Annotated in this window: 23 protein-coding genes; 8 read left to right on the top strand and 15 right to left on the bottom strand. The window is 72.1% G+C overall.

Features of this window, described 5'->3' with window-relative positions; translation table 11 throughout:
• On the top strand, positions 1-422 hold a 422-nt coding region (locus P1V51_04780), incomplete at its 5' end, for a DUF2934 domain-containing protein (GenBank protein ID MDF1562334.1).
• Positions 423-732: 310 nt separating this feature from the next.
• Here P1V51_04780 and P1V51_04775 read toward each other — a convergent pair.
• Genes P1V51_04775 through P1V51_04760 form a run of 4 tightly spaced genes read right to left on the bottom strand, consistent with a single transcriptional unit; the run spans position 733 to position 4,481 of the window.
• Positions 733-2,145 (bottom strand): carboxypeptidase-like regulatory domain-containing protein, encoded by a 1,413-nt coding sequence (locus P1V51_04775; GenBank protein ID MDF1562333.1) that lies wholly within the window; start codon positions 2,143-2,145, stop codon positions 733-735.
• Between the two features lie 44 nt (positions 2,146-2,189).
• The gene (locus P1V51_04770; protein ID MDF1562332.1) at positions 2,190-2,969 is read right to left on the bottom strand and encodes a hypothetical protein; all 780 of its coding nucleotides are present in this window, start codon (positions 2,967-2,969) and stop codon (positions 2,190-2,192) included.
• A gap of 50 nt (positions 2,970-3,019) precedes the next feature.
• The gene (locus P1V51_04765; GenBank protein ID MDF1562331.1) at positions 3,020-3,754 is read right to left on the bottom strand and encodes a hypothetical protein; all 735 of its coding nucleotides are present in this window, start codon (positions 3,752-3,754) and stop codon (positions 3,020-3,022) included.
• 10 nt (positions 3,755-3,764) lie between these two features.
• Positions 3,765-4,481, bottom strand: coding sequence for a Bax inhibitor-1/YccA family protein (locus P1V51_04760; protein ID MDF1562330.1), 717 nt, complete (start codon positions 4,479-4,481; stop codon positions 3,765-3,767).
• Between the two features lie 74 nt (positions 4,482-4,555).
• Between P1V51_04760 and P1V51_04755 the strand changes: the two genes are divergently transcribed.
• Positions 4,556-5,503 carry an adenylate/guanylate cyclase domain-containing response regulator gene (locus P1V51_04755; protein ID MDF1562329.1) on the top strand — a complete coding sequence of 316 codons (948 nt, stop codon included), beginning with the start codon at positions 4,556-4,558 and terminating at the stop codon, positions 5,501-5,503.
• On the opposite strand, the gene P1V51_04750 is transcribed toward P1V51_04755, so the two are convergent.
• A complete protein-coding gene (locus tag P1V51_04750) occupies positions 5,504-7,918 on the bottom strand; it encodes a DUF853 family protein (protein ID MDF1562328.1) in 2,415 nt (804 codons plus the stop codon).
• A gap of 140 nt (positions 7,919-8,058) precedes the next feature.
• Between P1V51_04750 and P1V51_04745 the strand changes: the two genes are divergently transcribed.
• A complete protein-coding gene (locus P1V51_04745) occupies positions 8,059-9,057 on the top strand; it encodes a DUF481 domain-containing protein (protein ID MDF1562327.1) in 999 nt (332 codons plus the stop codon).
• A 24-nt stretch (positions 9,058-9,081) separates the two neighbouring features.
• A complete protein-coding gene (locus tag P1V51_04740) occupies positions 9,082-9,921 on the top strand; it encodes a mechanosensitive ion channel family protein (protein MDF1562326.1) in 840 nt (279 codons plus the stop codon).
• An 83-nt stretch (positions 9,922-10,004) separates the two neighbouring features.
• Here P1V51_04740 and P1V51_04735 read toward each other — a convergent pair whose 3' ends face one another.
• The 7 genes from P1V51_04735 to P1V51_04705 are packed head-to-tail and all read right to left on the bottom strand — an operon-like array spanning position 10,005 to position 15,399.
• Entirely contained in the window at positions 10,005-10,883 is an 879-nt protein-coding gene (locus P1V51_04735; protein ID MDF1562325.1) for a hypothetical protein, read from the bottom strand.
• Positions 10,884-10,898: 15 nt separating this feature from the next.
• On the bottom strand, positions 10,899-11,480 hold the full coding sequence (locus P1V51_04730; GenBank protein ID MDF1562324.1) for a VTT domain-containing protein: 582 nt from the start codon (positions 11,478-11,480) through the stop codon (positions 10,899-10,901).
• Positions 11,477-11,965, bottom strand: a complete 489-nt coding sequence (locus tag P1V51_04725) for a hypothetical protein (GenBank protein ID MDF1562323.1) — start codon at positions 11,963-11,965, stop codon at positions 11,477-11,479. Before P1V51_04725 ends, P1V51_04730 begins: the two co-directional genes overlap by 4 nt.
• Positions 11,966-11,979: 14 nt before the next feature.
• Positions 11,980-12,423: a hypothetical protein gene (locus P1V51_04720; protein ID MDF1562322.1), complete on the bottom strand. Its 444-nt coding sequence runs from the start codon at positions 12,421-12,423 to the stop codon at positions 11,980-11,982.
• Complete coding sequence (locus tag P1V51_04715; protein ID MDF1562321.1) at positions 12,423-12,905, bottom strand: hypothetical protein; 483 nt, start codon at positions 12,903-12,905, stop codon at positions 12,423-12,425. The genes P1V51_04720 and P1V51_04715 overlap by 1 nt, the downstream gene beginning before the upstream one ends.
• A 57-nt stretch (positions 12,906-12,962) precedes the next feature.
• Complete coding sequence (locus tag P1V51_04710) at positions 12,963-14,630, bottom strand: hypothetical protein (GenBank protein ID MDF1562320.1); 1,668 nt, start codon at positions 14,628-14,630, stop codon at positions 12,963-12,965.
• Positions 14,617-15,399: an ABC transporter ATP-binding protein gene (locus P1V51_04705; protein ID MDF1562319.1), complete on the bottom strand. Its 783-nt coding sequence runs from the start codon at positions 15,397-15,399 to the stop codon at positions 14,617-14,619. The genes P1V51_04710 and P1V51_04705 overlap by 14 nt, the downstream gene beginning before the upstream one ends.
• Before the next feature lie 91 nt (positions 15,400-15,490).
• On the opposite strand from P1V51_04705, the gene P1V51_04700 reads away from it, so the two are divergent.
• Positions 15,491-16,789, top strand: a complete 1,299-nt coding sequence (locus tag P1V51_04700) for a hypothetical protein (protein MDF1562318.1) — start codon at positions 15,491-15,493, stop codon at positions 16,787-16,789.
• A 19-nt stretch (positions 16,790-16,808) separates the two neighbouring features.
• Here P1V51_04700 and P1V51_04695 read toward each other — a convergent pair whose 3' ends face one another.
• From P1V51_04695 to P1V51_04685, 3 genes are read right to left on the bottom strand one after another with little or no spacing between them, the layout of a single operon-like run.
• Positions 16,809-17,501: a response regulator transcription factor gene (locus P1V51_04695; protein MDF1562317.1), complete on the bottom strand. Its 693-nt coding sequence runs from the start codon at positions 17,499-17,501 to the stop codon at positions 16,809-16,811.
• Positions 17,498-18,445, bottom strand: coding sequence for an ATP-binding protein (locus P1V51_04690; protein MDF1562316.1), 948 nt, complete (start codon positions 18,443-18,445; stop codon positions 17,498-17,500). The genes P1V51_04695 and P1V51_04690 overlap by 4 nt, the downstream gene beginning before the upstream one ends.
• A gap of 21 nt (positions 18,446-18,466) precedes the next feature.
• Complete coding sequence (locus tag P1V51_04685; protein MDF1562315.1) at positions 18,467-21,727, bottom strand: choice-of-anchor D domain-containing protein; 3,261 nt, start codon at positions 21,725-21,727, stop codon at positions 18,467-18,469.
• 83 nt (positions 21,728-21,810) lie between these two features.
• Here P1V51_04685 and P1V51_04680 point away from each other — a divergent pair, with 83 nt between their 5' ends.
• The 3 genes from P1V51_04680 to P1V51_04670 form a co-directional block, all read left to right on the top strand.
• Positions 21,811-22,326, top strand: a complete 516-nt coding sequence (locus P1V51_04680) for a GNAT family N-acetyltransferase (protein ID MDF1562314.1) — start codon at positions 21,811-21,813, stop codon at positions 22,324-22,326.
• A gap of 6 nt (positions 22,327-22,332) precedes the next feature.
• A complete protein-coding gene (locus P1V51_04675) occupies positions 22,333-22,746 on the top strand; it encodes a hypothetical protein (GenBank protein MDF1562313.1) in 414 nt (137 codons plus the stop codon).
• A partial coding sequence (locus P1V51_04670; protein MDF1562312.1) for a hypothetical protein occupies positions 22,743-23,228 on the top strand: 486 nt, incomplete at its 3' end. The genes P1V51_04675 and P1V51_04670, both read left to right, overlap by 4 nt.

The raw sequence follows: 23,228 nt of genomic DNA, 5'->3' as shown, positions 1-23,228 counted from the left end.
AGAAGGCGGCCAAGAAGGCCGCCAAGAAGTCCGCGACGAAGCGGAGCATCACCGTCATCGAGATCCCGCCCACCGATCCGATGCTCCTCGAGGAGGAGACGCCTTCTTCCGCGCCCCGCAAGGCGCCCGCCTCCCCCGCGGCCCCCGCCGCGGTCTCGCCCGCCGCGAGCGTGCCGGCGGCGGTGGCGATGCCGGCCTGGCCGCTCCATCCGCGGGACGCCATCGCCCGGACCACCGGCTGGCCGCCCCCGCCGCTGGTGGTGACCCCGCTGATGCGGCACCGGATGATCGCCGAGGCGGCCTACTTCGAGGCCGAGCACCGGGGCTTCGCGCCCGGTCGTGAGCTCGACGACTGGCTCGAGGGCGAGCGGCAGATCGACGCCTGGCTGGCGAGCCACCAGCGCACGCCGGTCCGAGGCTAGGAAGGCTGCGAGCTTCGAGCTACGAGCTGTGAGCTCGGGCGGTGCCATGCGCCATCCGTTGGTCATCCCGCCGGCCAGCGAGGCGCACCGCTAAACCAGAGATCATGATTCCCGAACAGCGGATGGCGCCGCGGACGTGCCCGGATGCGAGGAAGGGCGAGGGAGCCTAGCCTTAGCTAGGTGACCGAGGCCTGACGCGGCAGGCGGGTGCGGCCTGCAAGCCAGACGTGATCGGGAATCGTGATTTCTGGTTTAGCATCGAAGCTCGCAGCTCATGGCTCGCAGCTCACAGCCGCGAGCGAAGCGAGCGTCAGAAGCCGACGCACGAGAGGCCAGCCCCGTCCCAGACGAGGCGGGCCTCGCTGTTCGGGATCTCGACGGCCAGGCAGGCCAGGCTCGCCAGGGTCTGGCCGTCGCGCCCGGCGTGGAAGAGGGGCGTGTCACCCGGGGCGGCCTCGAAGACGCGGCGATCGTCCTTCCCGGGCGCGAGGCGGTTCCCGGCGTCGATGGTCTCGCCCGGACCCCAGAGGTGGATGTTCTCGGCGGCGTCGGCGTTCTCGAAGGTCACCTTCAGCTTGCCGGGGCCGCGCTCCTCCACGCACTCGCCCGAGGCGCAGGTGTAGCCCTCACCGCAGGTGAGCTCCTGCCCGCAGGCGAGGGTGAGGACGATCTCCTGGCAGGCCTCGTCCTCGCAGGAGGCGCCCTGCGCCGAGGGCGTCACCGTCAGCTGGGTGGAGACCGGCGCCTTCGCCGCGGGGCGGAGGAAGTGGTAGGCGCTCACCTGGAGGTCGGCGCCCAGGGGGAAGCGCTCCTCGCAGAGCACGCCGTCGGACTCGGTGCTCCCCTCCACCCGCTGGCGGTAGCCCGGACCCCAGCCCGCCTGCACCTTGGCGCCGGCCAGCGGGCGCCCGGTGTAGGAGCGCACGACGATCTTCAGGCAGGCCTGCTCCGCCTCCGGCACCTTCAGGAAGCGGTCGACGTTCTTCCAGGAGAGGTGATCGAGGGTGAGGTTCCAGAAGGCGCCGTCGTTGGTGACCTCGCCCTCCGGGAGCCAGACCCCCTCCTTCGGATCGGCCGTGAAGAGGGTGGCGGTGGCCGGATCGTTGCCGACGGTGGGCAAGCGCGCGGTGATGGACGCGTCCCGGGCGAGCGGGCACGCCTCGTCCCCGCACCGGAGGGTCAGCTCGAGCATCCCGAAGGACTCGAGGGGGAGGAGGTCCTTGCCCTCCTTGCCCAGCAGGGGCACCGGCGGGAACTGCGCGCCGCCGAAGATCGGGTAGTAGGCGACCAGGGCCTCGTAGGGGGCGGAGGTCTCCACCGCGCCCTCGGGGATGCGGATGAGGATCTCGTCGAAGGGGCCGGAGCTGAGCCGGGCGTCGCCCGCGGCCGGGTCGACGGTGAAGCTCTCCCGGGAGGCGAGCTCGACGAGCTCGGTCGCCCACTCGGCGCCGCCGGGGGCGACCGGCCGGTAGGCCGGGGCGTGGCCCTCCGACTCGAAGGTCAGCAGGTCGCCGCCGCGCCGGACGCGGGCGCGGAAGAGGCCGTCGGCGTCGGTCACGACCTCCTTCGCGCCGCCCCGCACGACGACCCCCTCGACCGGCCCCCCCTCGTCGTGGACCCAGCCCACCACCTCGGCCTTGCCTCCGAGGCAGCCCGGGCAGGCCGGCGCCCCGAGGGCCGAGAGGAGGAGGAGCGAGAGGACGAGGGGCGAGCGGCGCTTCATGCTCGCGCTCTAGCACCCGCCTCCCGCCACGGGGAAGCGGGGAATCACTCGTGCTCGGGGTGGGCCTGGGCCTCGGCGGCCTTGCGCCACTCGCGCACCCGCTTGTGCACCCGCTCCCCGAGCTCGGCGGGGCTGGCCTCGGCGCCCGGCTCCTTGGGGAAGAAGGCGAAGCCCGTGTGGCGGGCGAGGTGCCGCCCCTCCTCGTCGGTGTCGTCGTAGGCGAAGTGCATCCGGCTGTCCTCGGCGTACGCAGCCATCGCCGGATCGCCCATGAGGTTCTTGAACTCCAGGGGCGGCGGCACCCCGTGGCCGGGCAGGTCGGCGTAGACGATGCAGGGGAACTCGGTGCAGTCCACCGCCGTGATCTGCCCCTCGAGGCCGGCGAGGGCCTCGCTCACCGCCCGGACCAGGGGCTCCTGGGCGAAGCGCTCGGGCAGGTCGTCGGGGAAGGGGATCCGGGCCCGCTCCTTCTCCTCGGCCAGCCGCGCCTCCTCCCGGATGGCGTCCACCGTCGCCCGGTCGCGGGTCGCCTCGGCCCGGGTGTCCGCCAGCGCCTCCTCCAGCCTCGCGATCTCCTCCCGGGCCTCCTCGAGGCCGCGGGGCGCCGCGGCCGGCGCGGAGGCCGGCGCCGGCTCCCGCTGGAGGGCGGGCCGCGCGGTCTCCGCTGGCGCGCGCCGGTCGTCCGCGGAGGCCGGGCCCCCGGTCGGCGCCGCGTCCTGCGCCGGCGGGGCTCGCCCCGGATCGGGGGAGGCCGAGAAGAGCAGCCAGCCGGCGAGCAGGCCGACCGTCAGCCCGAGGCTCGCACCGCCGAGGAAGATCCGCATGGCCTCAAGCTACCCGATTCTCGCCGGGTGGGTGACCCGGCGGCGCTCGCTCACTCCTCGCCGTCCCGGGGTGGGACCAGGGAGGCCGTCCAGGCCCGCAGCCGCCGCGAGACGTGCTCCATCAGCCGCTGATCTTCGCTGCCCTCCACGTGAGCATCGATGGGGTCGGGGACGAAGGCGAAGGCGGCGCGGCTCTGCGGCTCGCCGTCCTCGTCCAGAGAGGCGGTGTACATCGCGATCGGGGAGTCCTCGCGGTAGGCGGCCAACGCGGGGTGCTCGCGCAGGCGCAGGTGCAGAGGCTGACCAGGAGGTTGGGCGATCTTCGCGAAGGCCAGGCAGGGATGCTCGCTGCAGTCCATGGCGACGACCTCGCCGCCCACGTCCTCGAGCGCGGCGTCGAGCGCCTGGCGCAAGGCCTCCTGTCCGAAGCGCTCGGGGAGATCCGGCGGGAAGGGGATCGGGCCGGTCACCTCGGCCATGGTCTGCTCCAGATCCTGCTCGCGCGCCCTCGTGCTCTGCAGCTGCTGCTGGACGACGGTCAGCTCTCGCTGGAGCCGGGCGAGCTCTTCCCGGAGGCGCCGATCCTCGGGTGGGGCTGAATCGACGGGCCCGGCAAAGGGGCGGGGCGGCGGCGGCCCGGCCTCCGGGGGTCCGGCGACCGGCGCCGCGACCACCGGCTGCTCCTCGGCGGGCGGCCCGGAGGCCCAGAGCAGCCAGCCCACGCCCAACCCGCCGGCCAGGCCCAGGACCAGGCCGGCGAGCACTCCCCCCCATCTGTCCTTCATGCGGGAGACGCTAGCGGCGGTCGCCCATCACCCGCAAGAGGAGGAGGAAGAGGTTGATGAAGTCGAGGTAGAGGATCAGGGCCCCGAAGATGCCCATCTTCTCCGAGTCGAGCTCACCGGCGGCGGCCAGCCGCCGCAGCTTCTGGACGTCGTAGGCGGTCAGCCCCACGAAGATCAGGATGCCCAGGTAGGTGATGCCCCAGTAGAGCATCGGGCTGGCGAGGAAGATGTTCACCACCGAGGCGATGATCAGGCCGATGAGCCCCATGAAGAGGAAGCTGCCCATCCCCGTGAGGTCGCGCTTGGTCACGGTCCCGTAGAGGGCCATCACCCCGAAGGTGCCCGCCGTGGCCACGAAGGTGCCGGCGATGGAGCCGGCGGTGTAGGCCATGAAGATCAGCGAGAGGGTGAAGCCGTTGAGGGCGGCGTAGACCATGAACATCGCCATGGCCGCCGTGTTCGAGAGGCGCTTGATCGCCGCCGTCAGGCCGATGACCAGGCCCAGCTCGACCAGGAAGCTGCCCCAGATGATCCAGCGGTTCTCGTAGAGCAGCTGCATCAGGGCGTCCGAGCGGAAGACGGCCATGGCGACGATCGCCGTGACGGCGAGGCCGGCGGTCATCCACCAGTAGACGTTCCGCATCGCGGAATCGACGCGCTCGCCGGTCTCGGCGGGGTTCAGGGCGGGATCGATGTAGGGGCCACGAGGGTTGGGTCCGGGGTTCATGGGGATCAGGTTAACCATCTCCCGTCGGCGCGCCAGGGCCCGCAAGTGCCCGGAAGATCGTCTAGTATCGGCTCATGCGCTTCTGGGTGGTCGACGACGACGCGGTCTACCGGCGGACCACCGAGCAGGCGCTGCGGGCCCGGGGCTGCGAGGTGCAGGTCTTCGCGGAGGCCTCCGCCTGCGTGGTGGCCCTCTCCGACGGCGCGGCCTGGCCCGAGGCCATCCTCGTCGACTCGGTGATGCCGGTGATCGACGGCCTGCGCCTCACGGCCATGATCCGGGCCCTGCCCCGGGGCGCCGAGCCGGTGATCTGGGTGGTCAGCGCCGAGCCGGGCCGCACCGCCCAGCAGCACCTCGACGCCGGCGCCGACGGCTTCTCGCCCAAGCCCTTCGACGTGCAGGAGATGATCGTCCGCTGCGCCACCGCGGCGGCCCGCCGGGCACGGCCCCTCGAGGGCACGACCCGCGTCGAGGCCGCGGTGCTCTTCGCCGACCTGCGGGGCTTCACCTCCTTCTCCAACCGCCACGATCCCGAGACGGTGGTGGACATCCTCTCGGGGATCACCACCGGCTTCGTGCAGGCGGTCGAGGAGACCGGCGGCTGGATCGACAAGATCCTCGGCGACGGAGTCATCGCCCTCTTCGGCGTGCCCCGCCCCCACCCCCAGCCGGTGCTCGCCGCGGCGCGGGCGGCCTGCAACTTCCAGCGCGCCTCCCGGGAGTTCTTCCGCAGCAGCGTGCTCCTCGCCGGGCGCAAGGGCCTCGAGGGCGTGGGCTGTGGCCTGACCCACGGCGAGGTCGTCGCGGGGCGGATGGGCCCGCCGGGGCGCCAGATCTACACGGCCATCGGCAGCCCGATGAACCTGGCCGCCCGCATCCAGGGGGTGGCCGCGGCGGGGGAGACCCTCCTCGGGCCCGCGGCCTTCGAGCGGCTCGCCGGCCGCCTGCCCTGCGGGCCCTCGCGCCAGACCGAGATCAAGGGCTTCGGGACGATCACGGTGCGGCCCCTGGCCGCCGGCTGATCAGGCTCCCTTCGGGCGCCAGCAGACCGCCAGGCGGACGACCTCGGTGTCCGTCTTGCGCGGCGGGACCTCGACCTCGTGGATCGGGGGCAGCTCGGCGGTGGCCGCCTGGGCCGCCGCCTCGGCCAGCCGCGCCCGGGCCTCGGCGTCGAGGGCGGTGAGCTCGGCCTGCAGGGCGGCGAGCTTCTCCTTCGCCCGCTCGACCTCCTCCCGCTCGCGGGTCACCCGGCTCTGGGAGCGCATGGCGCTGCCGGCCCGGGAGGCGTTGCCCACCGAGAGCATCTTCCGGCCGAAGACCGCGCCCAGGAGGGTGGTGCCCACCGAGATGGTCCGGTTCTGCTCGGCGTACTGCAGCTGGTCGGCCTCGGCCGCGACCTTGTCCTCGGCCTTGGCGATCTTCGCCCGCAGGCTCTCGAACTTCTTGGCGTAGGCGGCCTTCACCTTCGCCGCCTGGGCGTCGCGCTCCTCGCGCAACGCCAGGGCCACCCGCCCCGCGAAGGCCTCGCGGCTCTCACCCTCCTGCGAGCGCAGCTTCAGGGGGGCGCAGGAGAAGCGCACCACCCGCTGCGAGCGGTAGAGCCAGCCCTCGAGCTTCTTCTCCAGGCTGGCCTTCGCCTTGGGCCTCGAGAGCATGCGGGGCAGCTCGGCGTAGGAGGCCCCGGCGGGCGCGGAGGCGCCGACGCCGTGGGCGCCGCGCTCCCCCACCGAGGCCGAGTCCCAGCCGGGCTCGGGGCCCTCGCCGGGGGCCACCAGCAGCTCGACGGTGGCCCACTCGTCCACCTGGTCCTTCGCCCGGGCGAAGTGGACGTGCGCCTCGGCCAGGATCCAGGGCTCCAGCGGATCCTCCCCGGACTCCAGGGCGTAGACCACCTCGAAGCCCTCGGCGGGCGCCGGCGCCACCGTGCTCCCCGCCGTCCCCGTCCCCGTCCCCGGGGCAGCTGCTACCGGGGCCGCCGGCGTCGGCGCCACGGTGACCGGCGAGGCCGGGGCCGCGGGAGACCCCGCGGCCACCAGCCCCTTCTCCTTCAGCTGGAGCAGCTGCGGCCGGGTCAGCGGGCCGCGCAGGTAGGAGAGCGCCCAGCGGCTCTGGAAGAGCACCGGCGCGTCCTCGTGGACGTTGCGCATCACGAAGCAGCGCTGGGGGAGGCCCGCCAGCACCCGGGACATCTCCGCCCGGTCCAGGGCGGCGCCGCTCTGCTCGAGCCCGTCGAGGACGCGCTGCTGATCCCGCTCGGTGGCCAGGCGGCCGAGGAACCAGGTGCCGGCGTTGGAGAGGGCCTTGTAGTCCAGGTCCACCGGGTTCTGGGTGGCGAGCAGCAGGCCCAGCCCGTAGGCCCGGGCCTGCTTGAGCAGGGTGAGCAGGGGCCCCTTGGTCGGCGGGTTCGCCGAGGGTGGCAGCAGGCCGTAGACCTCGTCGAGGTAGAGCAGGGCCCGCAGGGAGGCCGTGCCCGGCTGGGTGCGCATCCAGCCCACGATCTGGGAGAGGAGGAGGGTCAGGAAGAAGGTCCGCTCGCGCTCGCCGAGGTGGGCGAGGGAGAGGATCGAGATCCTCGGCCGCCCGTCCGGGGCGGCGAGCAGGCGCTCGATGGAGAGGGGCTCCCCCGTGCGCCAGGCCGAGAAGCCGGGCGCGGCCAGGAGGCCGTTGAGGGCGAGCACCAGCTCGAAGCGGTCCTTCGCCGGATAGAAGGCCTCCAGATCGAGCACGCCGACCCGGGTGAAGCCGGGGCTCTGGATCGCCGCGATCAGGCTCTCGAGGGAGAGGCTCTGGCCGGCGCGCCAGGCGCCGTCCACCAGGGTGGAGAGGAAGACGTGCTCCCGCGAGCGCACCGGATCGGCGTCGATCCCGGCCAGGGAGAGCAGGCCCGAGACGGTGTCGAGCACCCGCTCCCGCAGGGCCTCGGGATCGGCCCGCAGGGCCGGGGGCGGCGCGGCGAGGGTGCCGAGGATGCTGATCGGGAGGCCGACCTCGCTGGCCGGCGTGAAGAGCGCGATCTCGCTTCGCGCCCGCAGCCGGGCGATGCGCTCCGGGCCCTGCCCCCAGGCGGCCAGGCCCTCCTTCCACCGGGCGGCGACGAGGGCGGCGTGGACCCCCACCGAGTTGCCAGCCTGCCGGGCCTCGGCCGGATCGATCCAGGGCTCGAAGTCGGCGGCGGTGAGGGAGGGGAAGGAGAGGGCGAGGTTCGAGAGGTCGCCCTTGAGGTCGACGACGATGGCGGGCACCCCGTCGATGGCGGCCTCCTCGATGAGGTCGACGCAGAGGCCCGTCTTGCCGCTGCCGGTCATGCCCACGCAGACCGCGTGGGTGTTCAGGTCGCTGGCCTCGTAGAGGAGGAGCTCGGGCGAGGCCGCGGCCCTCGCGTCGTCCCAGATCCGTCCCAGATAGAAGCTGCCGATTCCCTCGATCGTCGTGCTCATGGAAGAGGCTTGATACCTCTTCCCCGCCGCCGGGCGCAAAGCACCTTGGCTCCGGCGGCCCGCGGGCCTACCTTGCGGACGCTTCCCCGGCGCCCCGCTCTCGAAGAGCCGGCGCCACGCGAACCCCCGAGGAGAACCCCATGCGCCACCTCGCCCTCACCCTCGCCCTCCTGCCCTCCCTCGCTCTGGCCCAGGCCCCCGCGGCCGCGGCCCCCGCCGTGGAGGCGGCCCCGGCGCCCGCCGCGGTCGGCGCCGCGGAGCTGAAGGCCACCCTCGAGGCCATGAAGGAGGCCAGCCAGGCCACCCGGGAGGCCGCCGAGGCCACCCGGGAGGCCTCCGCCCAGCTGAAGACCGCCCTCGAGGCCCACGCCGCGAAGGGCGAGAAGCCGGCGGCGGCCGAGGCGAAGCCGGAGGAGAAGAAGGACGAGAAGGTCAGCGCCTTCTCCTACCAGCTCGGCCTCGGCCTGATCGCGGTCTCCGGCAACGCCAACGCCGTCACCGGCAAGATCAGCGGCGGGGCCGAGGGCGACTGGGAGTCCTGGAAGGTGAAGCTGATGGCGGCCGCCGCCTACGGCCAGACCACGGCCGCGACCACGGACCTCGTCGAGGTCACCGCGCTGAACGCCAACCTCTCGCTGCGGGGGGACCGCAAGGTCTCCAAGATGTTCTCGATCTACCTCCTCACCGGGGTGAGCGCCGATCACATCGCCAGCATCGAGGCCGCGGGCCTGGGCGAGGCCGGCGCCAGCCTGACCTGGTGGGAGACGAAGAACGGCGAGGACTTCGTGAAGAGCCGCTTCTCCACCGACCTCGGCTTCCGCTTCACCCACGAGTCGCGCTTCCAGTACTTCCCGGCGCACGAGAACCTCGACAACGTCGACATCTACTCGCCGCGCCTCGCCCTCTCGCTGCGCTACGCGCTGACGAAGACGGCCGTCTTCACCGAGGAGGCCGAGATCCTCCCGGACCTCGTGAACACCAAGAACCTGCGGGCCACCTCCACCAGCACCCTCACCGCCCAGCTCGGCGGGGGGGTCTCGCTGAACGCGGCCCTCCAGATCCGGTACATCGGCGATCCCGCGGAGGGGAAGAAGTCGACGGATACCGAGCTCTCGGCCGGCGTGGCCTGGGCGTTTTAACCTCTGAACGAGGGGAAGAGAGTCATGGACGCGATCCAGAAGGAATTGGGCTGGCTCGAGGCCGGCAAGCAGTGGCTGATGAACGAGGCGCCGGGCTTCGCGGTGGACCTCGCGGTCTTCCTGGCCCTGCTGCTCATCGGGTGGATCATCATCGGCATGATCCGCCGGGTGCTGCGGGCGGCGCTGGTGAAGACCGGCAAGATCAACGAGATGCTCATCGCCTTCACGGTGAGCGTGACCTCGAAGACCCTCTGGGTCGTGGTGCTGATGGTGGCCCTGCCCCGGCTGGGCATCAACGTCGCGCCGCTGATCGCCGGCCTCGGGGTGAGCGGCTTCGTCCTGGGCTTCGCCTTCCAGGAGAGCCTCTCCAACCTCGCGGCGGGCGTGATGATCATGGTCGCCCAGCCCTTCACGGTGGGGGACTACATCGAGGGCGGCGGCAGCGCCGGCAAGGTGACCGAGCTGAACCTGCTCTCCACCGAGCTGCTCACGCCGGACAACAAGCGGGTGACGATCCCGAACCGGAAGATCTGGGGCGAGACCATCACCAACTACTCGGCGGAGGAGAATCGCCGCCTCGATCTGGTGATCGGCATCGGCTACGGCGACGACATCGGCAAGGCGCTGAAGGTCATCGGCGAGCTCGTCACGGCCTCCGAGCTGGTCCTCGCCGAGCCCGCGCCCGTCTTCGAGGTGCTGGCCCTGGCCGACTCCTCGGTGAACCTGGCGGTGCGCCCCTGGGTGAAGACCGCCGACTACTGGCCGGCGCACTTCGCGCTGACCCGCGCCATCAAGGAGGCGCTCGACGCGAACGGCATCGAGATCCCCTTCCCGCAGCGCACGATCCATCAAGCTGCCGCTTGATGGAGCTGTCAGCTGTCAGCTGTCAGCTGTCAGCTTTCAGCTCCGGTGACTCGGCGCTGATGGCTGACGGCTGATAGCTACCGCTAGAGCGGCCCCGCCGGCTGGCTGGGCGGCCGCGTAGGCTGCACCGGCCCTGTCGATGACGGGGGTGGCACGAAGGTGTCCTGATTCCTCGGCGGCTGCCGGTTCTGCGCCGGCGGCGGGGTGTTCTTCGCCGGCAGCGCTCCCGGGATGTCCCGGGTGATCGGGAAGCGGTAGTGCAGCATCAGGAAGGGCTGGCCGAAGTGCCAGAGGCTGGCCCGCATCGCGACGTCGTCGCCGGGGATGGAGAGGAAGGAGGTCCCCACCTGGCGGCGCAGCACCTGGGGCAGGTGGATGGCGCTGTTCCAGCCGAAGGAGATGAGCAGGTTCCTGGCGAGCTTGATCTCCACCTCGGCGGTGAGATCGATGCCGGGCCGCAGGAAGAAGACGAACTCGATGTCCTCGCCGCCCAGGCCGCGCAGGCTGTTGGAGTGGATCAGGGCCAGGGTGGCGATCAGCGAGGCGCCCAGGCGCAGGCGCACCGGTCCCTTGCCGAAGGGGGCGTTGAGGCCGATGAAGCGCCAGGTGGCGCCGTAGATCCCGGTGGCGCCGAAGGCCGGCGAGACGTAGAGGGTCTCGGGGATGAAGATCGAGGGGCGGTAGCGCAGCTCGTCCACCTTCGAGGCCATCTTCCGGTACTTCTGCGGGATGCGGTCCTGGTTGGCCTGGATGGTCGCCTGGTCGATCACCGCGGCGAGCTCGAGGCGCAGCCCGAAGTGCAGGGTCTGATCCTGCATCACCGGCCCCGAGAGGAGCTGCCCGGCCGGCCCCACCCCGAGGTTGAAGGGGACCGTGACCGGCGCGGCCGAGGCGGCCGTGGCCATCCCGGCGGTGGCGAGGAGCGCGAGGAGGGGGAGGGGGGCTCGGTGGAGGGTGCTCACCCCTCGAACGATACTTCAGCTGAAGAGCCAGTCGAAGAGACCGGCGGCGATGATCACCGGGAAGACCAGGCCCAGGGCCGTGCCGAGGAAGTGGTCGCGGGCCTTCAGGCCGGTGAGGGCCAGGGCCGTGTTCAGGGGCGGGGACATGAAGCCGATCACCCGCAGGATCGCCACGCTGCGGACGGGGTGGGCCTCGAGGTCGTCGAGGACCCGCTGCACCCAGTACCAGCGCCTCCCCGGGGCGCCGGCGGCCAGGGGGCTGCCGCCGATCAGGCGCAGGAGGGAGAAGTGGGCGGTCACCCCCAGCACCCCGGTGCCGTAGCCCAGGGCGATGCCGACCCAGGGTCCCCAGGCGAAGACCCCCACCCCGACGAAGACGATGCCCGGGATGTAGAGGACCAGCCCGACGAGGAAGGCCACGATGTAGAGGAGGAAGCCCCAGGCCCCCGCGGCCTCGATGATGGTCCGGAGGTTCTCGGCCTCGAACTGGGCGCGGACCTTCGGGCTCAGGCCGATCACCACCACGACGGCCACGAAGAGGAGCAGCCCCCCCAGGCGCAGGTAGGTCTTCCGGCGGCTCTGACCGTCCGCGATCACAGAGGCGCGGGGCCCCCCGCGGGCTGAGTCGGGGCGAGGGGGCTCACCGGAGCGGTGGGCGCGGTGGTGGGCGCGGTCCGGAGGTCGCCGGTGAGCTTCACCACCTCGGCGGTGATCACCACGTCGGAGGGCAGCGGCACGAAGAAGAAGGGGAAGGCGAAGAGGGCCTTGGTCACCGTCAGGTACTGGGTCTGGTGGAAGCGCACGTTGATGGCGCCGTCGCCGCCCAGGGCCTGGATCTCGGGGATCAGGACCTGCTCGAGGCCGTACTGCAGGTCGGTGTGGACCACGTCCCAGAAGCCGAAGAGGAGCACGCCGGCGCGGCGCACCTGGATCACGCCGAGGGTCTCGTAGGCCTCGGGGATGTCACCGGCGGAGAGGAAGGTGGTGCTGCCGCTGCGGTCGGAGGGGAGGGTCGCGACGTTCACCGCCGAGCAGCCGGCGAGGAGCGAGACGAGGACGATCGGGACGAGGTGCCTGCGCATGATCGAGGTCGCTTTCAGTCCAGGAAGACGATGAGCTCGCCGGTCGCGTGGACGGTCCGGTTCTTGGTCTCCACCCCCCCGGTGCCGCTGGCGATGTTCTGCACCGAGCGAGCGGCCGACTGGTACTTCTCCAGGGGGGTGGAGGGGTTCTCGTCGAGGAAGGTGATGTGGATGATCCCGTCGGCGCCCATCTTGGCGGCCTCGTGGGAGAGGGTGGTCTGGAGCACCGAGTCGAGGGCCGCGTCTCCGGCGTTGGCCACGCCGGCGACCTCGACGCCGTAGCCGGTCACCTGGATGAAGCCCAGGGTCCGGTAGGGCCGGGGGGAGCCGCCGGTGGAGAGGTAGACCCCGCGGGGCTGGGCGCTCCGCCCCGAGAGGGGCGCGCCGTGCACCACGGCCGTGCAGCCCAGGCCCAGGCCGGAGGCGGCGGCGAGGAGGAGGGGGAGGAGGCGGCGCATCACTCGCCTCCCGCCAGGGCCAGCAGCTCACCCTCCCGGGTCTCGCCGATCTTCACCCGCTGCCCCGGGGGATGGACGAGGCGCACCGCCTCGCCGCGGATGGTCACCTCGGCGGGCAGGGGGGCGAAGAAGAAGACGGCGCCGAGGATCTTGGTGAAGAGGGTGTACTGGGTCTGCTCGAACTGGACGTTGATGACGCCGTCCGCGCCCAGCTTGCGGGCCTCGGGGAGGAAGGCCTCGTGGAAGGCCGGCTCGAGGTCGAAGCCCGCCGGATCGAGGAAGCCGAAGACGTAGACCCCCTTGCGGGTGATCTGCAGGGGTCCGAGGCTCTCGTAGGGCACCTTCAGATCGCCGGTGGTCACGAAGAGCTGCTTGTCGTGGTGGGGGGCGCCCGGGACGATGGCGGTGTTCACCACCGTGCACCCGGAGAGGGCCAGCAGGCCCAGCCCGATCAGGAGCGTTCGCTTGGCGGCCCTTGGCATGGCCGCCCACAAACCAGAGGTCGAGCCGGTTGGTCAATGACCGGCGGGCGCGCCGGTTCAGTCGGCCCGGAGGGCGTCCAGCACCGCCTCGCGCCGCCTCACGAAGTGCGCCTCTGCCAGGGGGCGCAGCAGGCGGAAGGCCAGGGCGTAGGCCAGGGCGATCGTCGCGAGCAGGGCCACGTCGCCCCCGGTGGGCGCCGCCTCCCCGTTACGCCAGAGGATCAGGCCCAGGGGGGCGCCGCCGAGCGCCGCGGCGATCATGCCGGTGACGATGGCGACGCGGGGCTGCTGATCCCGGCGCTCGAGGTTGGCGTGGTAGGGGGTGGCGTAGCGCACCGAGACGAAGGCGCCGGTCAGGAGGAGGGCGGGGACCAGGCAGGCGGTGGCGGCGAGCCCGAGGCCGAAGGGGACCAGCCCGCCTTCCGAGAGGTAGAGGGAGTAGAAGGCGCACTGCACCGCCGCGACCAGGAGGGAGAGGCCGGCCAGGACCCGCAGCTTCGCCCGCAGGATCAGGGCGGGCTCGAGGGGCGCGGCGAGGAGCATCCCCAGGGAGCGGCCGTCGTAGCCGAAGGCGTTCTGGGCGAAGGTCAGGGAGAAGACCACGACCCCGTAGGAGGTCAGGCCCGCCACGATCCAGGCGTCGGCGCTCTCGCCCCGCCAGTGGACCACCAGGGGCCGCAGGGAGAGCAGGCGCATGGCGACCGCCAGGATCAGGGGCACGAAGGCCAGCAGGCGCGCCCGGGGGTTGCGCCACAGATCGATGATCTCGCGGCGGGCCAGGAGGGAGGGGAGGTCCCGGGCGCCGGAGAGGAAGCGGTCGGTCCGGCCGCCCCGGCCGGCGCCCGCCTCGCCGCCCCTTCGATGGAAGCGCAGGAGCGCCCGCCAGGCGACGAAGAGGCCCACCCAGGTGAAGAAGAGGAGGCCCATCACCTCCAGCGCGGGTCCGAGCAGCCTCCCCTGCGCCAGCAGCCGCAGCGCCTCTCCCAGGAAGCCGGTGGGCACCCGGGAGAGCCCCAGGGAGGCCTCCAGCAGGAACTTCGGCGAGAGGGCGCCGAAGGAGCCCGCGGCGGCGGTGAGCCAGGAGACGTCCACCGGGGGGATGAAGACCGAGACGAAGAGGACGCCGAGGAAGAAGCCGCCCACCGCCTGCGCGCCCCGCTTCTGGCGCAGCACCCCGAGGACCAGGTGGAGGGCCGCCCGCGACCAGGCGATGGAGAGCAGCGCCCAGCCCAGGAGGGCGAGGACGACCAGCGCCCAGGAGCGCGGCGGGTGGCGGGAGAGGAAGGCCAGGGAGGCGCCGAGGACCGGCGCGCTCACCACCAGGGCCAGGGGCTCGAAGAGGGCGGCGGCGGTGGAGGCCACCAGCAGGCGCAGGGGCGCGATGGGCAGGGTCGCGAAGCGGCTGACCTCGGCGTGGTCGTCGACGTCGGCGGCCAGCACCGGCCAGAAGATCCAGACGGTGGTCGAGACGAAGGCCAGCAGGTCGAAGAAGAAGCGGGTCCAGAGCAGCGAGGCCGCCACCGGCTCCCAGGTCAGCAGCCGCCAGCCGGCCCAGAAGAGGGGGATCGCCGGGCTCGCCGAGGCGAGGTAGGCGAGCAGGGCCAGCAGCCGCGCCCGCCGCGCCTGCCCGGGCTGCTGGCTGCCGGTGAGCCAGAGCCGCAGCTGCCAGAGCAGCAGGGTGTGGCGGGCGAGCCCGGGGAGGGGTGGCGCGTCAGTCCTCGGCATGACCGTAGAAGGAGAGGCTCTGCTCGGGGGCCCGCGGCACCTCGATCAGGCTCTCGAAGACCGCCTCCAGGGTGTCGCGCTCGTAGCGGGCCTTCAGCGCCTCGACCGACCCTTCCGCCAGCATCCTGCCCGCGGCGATGATCCCGGCGTGGGTGGCCAGGCGATCGGCGATGGCCAGCACGTGGGTGGTCAGCAAGACCGTGACCCCCCGGCGGCCGAGCTCCTGCAGGAGCTCGCGCACCACCCCGGCGGCGATGACGTCGATCCCCTCGAAGGGCTCGTCGAGGAAGACCACCCGCGGCGCGTGCACCAGGGCCGCGCCGATGGCGAGGCGGCGGCGCATCCCCTTGGAGTAGCCGGCGATCTCGTCGTGCTCGCGGCCCTCGAGGCCGGTGAGCTTCAGGAGCTCCTTGGCCCGCTTCGCCGCGACGGTGTCCGAGAGGCCGTAGACCCGGCCGGAGAAGATCAGCTGCTGCCAGCCGGTGAGCCGCTCGAAGAGGGTGAGCTCCTCGGGGACGATGCCCACCTGCGCCTTCACCGCGATGGGATCGTCCCGCAGATCCTGGCCCAGGATCCGGATCTCCCCCGCGCTGGCCTCCAGCACCCCGGTGAGCATCGAGAGGGTGGTGGACTTGCCGGCGCCGTTGGGGCCGAGGAAGGCGTAGAAGGCGCCGGCGGGCACCGAGAGGGAGAGCCCGTCCACGGCGCGCAAGGACCCGAAGGTCTTCACGAGGCCACGGGCCTCCACCGCTCCGGGGGCAGCTTCCACCCCCCCCGTCTATCACGGCCGGGGGTGTGAGGTGGCTCACGTCCAACCGGGCTCCTTTTGATATGATCCCGGGCTTCGAAAGGAACCGCCCATGAACCGCATCTTCTCCCTCCTCGCCCTCTCCTCGGTCCTGATCCTCGCCGCCGGCTGCTTCCCCTCCGGCGATGACGACGACGACGGCCGCCGCGACGGCTCGGTCTCCGATGGGGGCGGCAGCGACGGCGGCGGCACCGACGGGGGCGGCGTGAACTGCGGCAACGGCACCATCGACCTGGGCGAGGACTGCGAGGCCGGCAACCTCAACGGGGCCAGCTGCCAGAGCCTCGGCTACGGCGGCGGCAGCCTCTTCTGCACCGGCTGCCTCTTCGACGAGGGCAGCTGCACCAGCCTCGAGACCTGCAACAACGGTCAGCTCGACACCATGGAGGCCTGCGAGGGCTTCGAGCTGCGCGGCGAGACCTGCCAGAGCCAGGGCCGCCCCGGCGGCACCCTGACCTGCTCGCCGAACTGCACCCTGGACCTCTCGGGCTGCTCGCGCTGCGGCGACGGGATGATCGGCCAGGGCGAGGCCTGCGACGGCGCCAACTTCAACGGCCAGACCTGCGAGACGATGAACGGCACCGGCTGGGCGGGCAACCTCACCTGCCTCAACAACTGCACCTCCATCGACGCCGAGAGCAACTGCTTCTACCCGACCCAGCGCGACGAGGGCTGCACCCTGGGCCAGACCGGTCAGTGCGCGCCGGGCACCACCTGCACCCCCATCAGCCCCTTCGATCGCACCAGCGGCACCTGCATGATCCCCTGCCCCGCCTCGAGCGTGGGCCAGAGCGGGGGCGTCTGCCCCGGCGGTGAGGTCTGCCTCGAGACCGGCAGCTCCGAGCCCCAGCCGGCCAACCGCAACTGCAGCGCCAACAGCGACTGCGACCCCGGCTACGTCTGCCTCTCCAACGGCTCCGGGACGCAGGTCTGCGGCCGCTTCATCACCGCCTGCGGCAACCTCGTGCCGCTGGCCGGTGACTACTCCTCCTCGGGCGCCTGGAACAACGGCCAGAGCTGCAGCCTCGACCCCTACTCCGGCCACGACTACTGCGCGATGGGCACCGGGACGAACCCGGCCGAGACCTTCTGCATCGACGCCGGCGGCAGCCACCCGGTCTGCCTGGGCTACTGCGACGGCGAGGGCGGCGCGGACCGCGGCTGCCCCTCCGGCTACAGCTGCGGCGTCCCCGCGACGACGGTCTTCGTGGTCCCGCAGTTCGACGCCTCGGGGAACCCGGTCACCTGCACCGGCGATCCGGCCGACTGCCCCGACGCGGCCTACGAGTGCATGAGCCTCTCGAGCGGCCAGTACTGCGCCCGGTCCGCCAAGATGTGCCAGCAGTTGTGATGGCGGAGCGGAGCGGAGCTCACCCCCGATTCAGCCGGTAACCGACGCCCCTTACCGTGAGCAGGTGCTCGGGGTTGGCGGCGTCGGCCTCGAGCTTGGCGCGTAGCTGGGCGATGAAGTTGTCCACGGTGCGGGGCGTGACCTTGTGGCCCGCGCCCCAGACCTCGTCGATCAGGCCCTGCCGGCTCACCACCGCGCCGTCGGCCGCGAGGAGGGTGGCCAGGAGGTCGAACTCGGTGCGGGTGAGCTCGACGGGCTCGCCGGCGAGGGTCACGCTGCGGTCCCTCGGGTCGAGCTTCACCTCGCCGAAGGCCCAGCGCTCGGCCGGGGCCGGGGCGGCCCGCCGCAGGACCGAGCGGACGCGGGCCAGCAGCTCGGCCAGGCTGAAGGGCTTGGTGACGTAGTCCTCGGCGCCCAGATCGAGGCCGGTGACCTTGTCCTCCTCGCTGGAGAGCGCGGTGAGCACGATGGTCGGCGTCATCACGCCCTCGGAGCGCAGGACCTGCAGGACCTCGAAGCCGTTGATCTCCGGCATCATCACGTCCAGCAGGATGAGATCGAAGCCCTTGCGGGCGGCGGCCAGGCCGGCGCGGCCGTCGGCGGCGATCTCGACCTCGTACCCTTCCGCCTGCAGGTTCACCCGCAGCCCCAGGGAGATGGAGGGGTCGTCCTCGATGAGGAGGAGGCGGACCTTCTTCTCGTTCTCGCTCATGCTCGGGTCTCCGGGGCGGCGGGGTGGAGGAGCAGGCTGAAGGTGCTGCCCTGCCCCGGCTCGCTCTCCAGGGTGAGGCGCCCGCGGTGGCCGCTGACCACGTGCTGCACGATCGCCAGGCCGAGGCCGGTGCCCTCCTTGGCCTGGGTGAGGCGCTCGTCCACCCGGTAGAACTTCTGGAAGATGCGGCGGTGCTCGCGGTGGGGGATGCCGATGCCGTTGTCCCGCACCGAGAGCTTCACCCAGGGGCCCTCGCGCGAGGCGCGCAGCGCGATCTGCCTCTCCTCGGTCGTGTACTTGTAGGCGTTGGCCAGGAGGTTCACGAGGGCGTCCACCAGGGCGTCGCCGTCCGCCAGCACCGTCGGCAGCCCCTCCTCGACCTCGACCTCGACCTCGACCCTGCGACCGAGGGTCGCCGTGTCGAAGGCGTCCAGGGAGCGCTCGACGATGCGGCCGACGGGCACCGACTTCAGCTCGTAGACCCGCTTGCCCGCCTCCATCCGGCCCCAGTCCAGCAGCCGCTCGATGCGGGCGGTCAGCTTGCCGACCTCCAGGGCCAGGGCGTCGTGGCACTCCGAGAGCTCGGCCGCCGGGATCTCCCCGCGCTGGATCGTCTCGACGAAGATCCGGATCGAGGTCAGCGGCGTGCGCAGCTCGTGGCTGACCTTGGAGACGAAGTCCTGCTGCAGCTCGGAGATCCTCGCCTCCCGGCGCAGGAAGATCAGGGCCAGGATCGAGCCGGTCGCCAGGCAGACCACCAGGCTGACCACCAGGATGCCGAAGAGGAGGTTCAGCCGCTCCGAGTAGAAGACGAGCATCAGCACGCCCACCGCCAGGAGCAGGGCGGTGGGCACGGTCACCAGGGAGACGAGCAGGGTCACGATGCGGCGGAAGCCGCGCCCGTGCTCGACCGGTTTCTGGGTGATGGTTGCCGCCGGTGCCATGTTCGCTTCCGGCGGCGCAGACTAGCGGCAGATCGTGTCGTAGTCGATCTGGACCTCCGCCCCCTGGGCCGGGGTGGCGGCGGCGTCGAAGCTGACCGCGTTGGCGGCCGGGTCGTAGCTCCAGTTGCCGGTGCGCGGGACGAGCACGCCGTCCACCCGCACCTCGATCGTGGCGTCGATCGCCTCGCGGGTGAGGTAGAAGTCGGTCTTCGCCCCGAAGGCGTCCAGGCCCAGGTCGTTGGCCAGCTGCCCCCAGTTGGTGGTGCAGATCGAGCGCTCCAGGCCGCCGGTGCGCCGGGCCACCTCGAGGTAGCGGACGCCCGCGCCGGCGGCGCCGGCCGAGCTCGAGCAGCCGCTGGGCTCCTCACCGACCACCGCCGAGAAGCTCATCAGGTCGGGGCGGCGGTAGCCCTTGATGTTCTTGAAGGCGTCCACGTAGAAGTCCACCGTCGAGGGCGAGGAGTCCTCCTCGTCCGAGATGACGATCATGGTCAGCTTGGCGTCCTCGCGGAGGAAGCCGCCGTTGAGCGCGGGGTCGTTCACCAGGGGGTGGGTGAGCGCCGCGTGGGCCGCCATCAGGCCCTTCTCGGTGGCGTCGCCGCTGGTGCCCTGCTTCACCGAGTTGCCGAAGGCCACGTCGGGGTTCGGCGTGGCGCGGTCGACCCACTTCGGCGCGGCGGCGAAGAAGTTCCCCTCCTGGAGGAGCCCGGAGTCGGCGGGGTCCTCCATGTCGGTGGTCACCACCCCGAGGTGGAAGTCGGTCTGGAGGGAGAGGGCGTGGGAGAGGAAGGTGGTGGCGTTGGCGGCGACGTTGTTCTGCTCGTCACCCATGGAGCAGGAGTTGTCGACGATCCAGAGCACGTCGACCATCGGCTCGGAGAGCTGGTGGAAGATGTCGGTCTGGTGCGGGTCGTTGGTGCCGGCGCCGGCCAGGGGGACGCTGACCAGGGGCGAGGTGGGATCGTCGCTCTCGATGATCAGCATCGCGGCGTGGGGGTTCGCGTCCGGCGGCCGGTAGGTCACGCCGATGGGGATGCTGGCCCCGGCGGCCAGGGCGTAGGGGAGGGGGAAGGGCGCCAGCGAGATCATGAAGGGGCCGGTCGCCGGATCGATCCGGATGTCGGTGAGGTTGATCGTGTTGCCGCCGGTGTTGTGGAGGGTGACCTCCCGCTGGGCCGAGGCGCAGCCGACGGTGATGACGCCGAAGTCCAGGTCGGTGGGCACCACCTGCAGGAGGGGGCGGACGCCCGAGCCCAGGGCGCTGACCTTGTAGCAGCCGGCCTTGGTGGTGCCGCTGGCGAGGTCGAGGCACTCGCCGGCGAAGTCGAGCTGGTTGGTCTCGATCTCCACCGAGCCGCAGGCCTCCTCCTCGTTGAGGGGGAGGAAGGTGATCGGGATCGTGCCGACCTCACCCGGGAGGATGGTCTGGGTGGGCGCGCCGTTGACGATCACCTGGTTGGCGGGCGCGTCGATGGTCAGCGCCGGGGAGGGGCCGCCGAAGGGGTTGCCGGGGTTGAAGGTGCTGATGGTGGTCTTGGTGATCGTGCAGTTGGCCGAGCCGCTGTTCTCCAGGGTGATGGGCAGGGTCTTCTTCTGGCCCATGGGCGAGGCGCCGAACTGCACCACCCGCGGGTTGAAGCCGCCGATGATCGAGCAGAAGCCCAGGGTGAAGTTCCCGCTGTTGGGCAGCACGTTCAGCTGGCAGGAGGGCACGGCCACCGGGGTGCCGGCGAGCTGGACCTCGAGAGGGGCGGCGAGCTCGCTGGCGGTGAAGGCGATGATCCCGGTGTCGGGGCCGGTGGTGTCGACCGGGTCGTAGCGCAGGGTGAAGAGGACGATGTCGCCCGAGTTCAGCGTCCAGGGCGGGCCGCCCACGGGCAGGCCGACGAGCTCGAAGCGCACGGCGTCACCGGCGGTGATGCTGGCGCCGACGTTCGTGCAGGGCAGGGCCCCGGGGTTCGAGAGGGCGAGGGTCTTCTCGATGGGCGAGCCGCCGAGGGTCGAGGGGGCGGTGGCGCCGAAGGAGACGACGGAGGTCGAGGCCTGGAGCTCACAGGCCGGCGGGGTCGTGCCCTCGCCGACGATGGAGAGCCAGCCCGAGGGCACCACCGGGTCGGTGGTCTCCAGGAAGAGCCGGGCGGTGAAGGGGCCGGAGGTGGGCGGGGTGAACTCCAGGGGGACGGTCGTCGAGCCGCCGGCCGTCAGGGGGATCGGCGTCGAGGGCGCGCCGGCGCCGAGGGCGAACTCGCCGCTGGGCCCGGTGCCCGAGGCGTTCTGCACCTCCATCGTGTTGATGGTCAGGTCCATCGTGCCGCAGTCGGTCATCTCGATGTCGAGCGCCTTCGTCGTGCCGACCTCGACCTGACCGAAGTCGATCAGGGGGAAGGGGTCGGGGCAGATCTTGGGCCCGTCGCCCATGCCGGTGATCTCGATGGCCACCGCGGCCTCGTCGGGATCGGAGGAGGTGATCTCCACCACCGCGTCCTTGGGTCCCCCGGACTTCGGAGTGAAGTCGATCGTCGCCTGGATGCCCTCGCCGGGCTGGAGCGAGCCCACCGCCGAGAGGGGGTCGGGATCGAGGCTGTAGTCGGCGCGCCGGTTGCCGCTCTTGAAGCTCCAGGCCAGGCGCTCCAGCGGGAGCTGGCCGGTGTTGGAGATCCGCACGTCGCAGGAGGTCGTGGCGGCGATCTGGGTCAGGGGGAAGGTGAGGGAGAGGGGCAGGTCGCCCGGGGCGAAGCAGGTCTCGGTGGGGGTGCAGTCGCCGGCCAGGAGGCAGACCTCGATGTCGGGGGAGGAGCCCTCGGCGGTGATCGGCACCACCAGGCTGCCGTTCTCGGGATCGTTGCTCTCGAGGGTCAGCGAGCCGGTGTCGGCGCCGAGGTTCTGGGGCCGGTAGGCCAGGGTGATGGAGAAGCACTCGAAGGGCGCAAGCCGCGCGGGGTCGGCGCCCGCCCGCTCGACCCCGGAGCTGCAGTCCACCGGAGTGAGGACCGCTCGCATCACGATCTCCTCCAGGGCGTCCTCGCCGTTCTCCACCAGCACCGGCGTGCCCTCGAGGACGAGGTCCTGGTTGCTCACGTTCTCGACGAGCACCTGGAGCGCCGACTCCTCGAGCATGGGCACCGTGCCGAAGGCCACGGGGTTCGGCGTGACGCGGATCTCGGGGCGGCTGTCCCCGAGCTTCGTGTCCTCCTTGCAGTCGCAGCCGTTGGTGGCGCCGAGCAAGGCCAGGAGCGCCACGAGGATCGTCGTCGGGTGGATCGAAACTCGAGAAAGTCGCATCTTCCCTCCTCCCAGAAAGGAGCCCGTCATATGCCCCAGTAGGAGCCGGGATATTAAGGAAGGCGGGGCATTGTAAGGAAGCCATGAAGCAGACCATCGAGATCCGACCGGCCCGGGCCGGTGACGCGGGCAGCTTGCTGCAGCTCATCCAGGCGCTGGCCGAGTACGAGAGGCTGGCCCACGAGGTGAGCGCCACCGAGGCCGACCTGCGGGCGACCCTCTTCGGCGAGCGCCCGGGAGCCGAGGTGCTCCTGGCCTTCGACGCTCAGGGCGCGCCCATCGGCTACGCCCTCTTCTTCCCCACCTACTCCACCTTCCTCGCCCGCCCCGGCCTCTGGCTGGAGGACCTCTTCGTGCTGCCGGAGCAGCGCGGCCGGGGGGTCGGCCGGGCCCTGCTCTCGCGGGTCGCGGCCCGGGCCGTCGCGCTGCACCCCGAGGGCCGCCTCGAGTGGTCGGTGCTCGACTGGAACGAGCCGGCCCTGCGCTTCTACGCCGCGCTCGGGGCGCGGCCCCTCTCGGACTGGACCACCCAGCGCCTGGTGGGCGAGGACCTGCACCTGCTGGCTGGCCTGGACCCGTCGCCATTGGATAACGTCTAGGTCCAGGTGCGTACCTCTCCTTCCACTGCGGCGCTGGCCCTCCTCCTCTCGGTGACCCTCACCGCGGCCGGCTGCGTGACCGAGTACCAGTCGGCCTCGCAGCGCGCGAACCCGGTGGACCCCGAGTGCGCCGACGCCTGCGCCGAGCTCGCCGACGACTGCGTCTCGGCCCAGGCGGCGTCCACCTTCATGTTGATCCCCGCCTACATCATCGCGATCGCCGGCGCGATCATCCTCATCGGGGGCGGCGGCGGCGGCAGCTGCGGCAACCCCAGCTGCGGCAGCGGGGACTTCGGCTCCAGCGTCTCCTGCCGGGACGCCCGGGCGGACTGCGTCGCCGCCTGCCCGCTGGCCCCCTCCGTCGGCGGCAGCGGCGTCCCCGGGCCGGGCCCGGTCCCCGCCTCCGGGGTGACCCCTTGAGCCGCGCGCGACGCCACCGGCGCGTCCTGGTGCTCGGCCCCGGGCGGCTCGCCTTGCTCCTCTGCGCCGCGCTCCTCTCGGGCTGCTCCTGGGCCTTCGTCCCCCGGAGCCCCGAGCGCTACGAGCAGCAGGGGATGCCCTGCGAGTCGAGCTACTCCTGGCCGATCGCCGACGCGGGCATGGCCGGCATCGTCGTGCCGGGCGCCACGGTGGGCACCATCTACGCCCTCCAGCAGAGCTGCCGGGACACCGGGGACTGCCAGACCCAGACGATCACCTCGGTGGTCGCCGGGGTGGTCGGGATCATCGCGGTCTTCTTCTACATCGGCGCCCACCACGACGGCATGCAGCGGGTGACGAAGTGCCGGCAGGCGAACATCCGCTACCGCTTCGCCAACCGCCCGCCGCGGGTGACGCCGCCGGCGCCCGCGCCCGGCGCCCTGCCGCCGGTCGAGCCGGCCACCGCCGCGCCGGCCGTCGCC

Source organism: Deltaproteobacteria bacterium, from assembly GCA_029210625.1.
GTDB lineage: Bacteria > Myxococcota > Myxococcia > SLRQ01 > SLRQ01 > JARGFU01.
The sequence above is the reverse complement of the archived record's forward strand: the minus strand, read 5'-3'. Positions and strand labels throughout refer to the sequence as shown.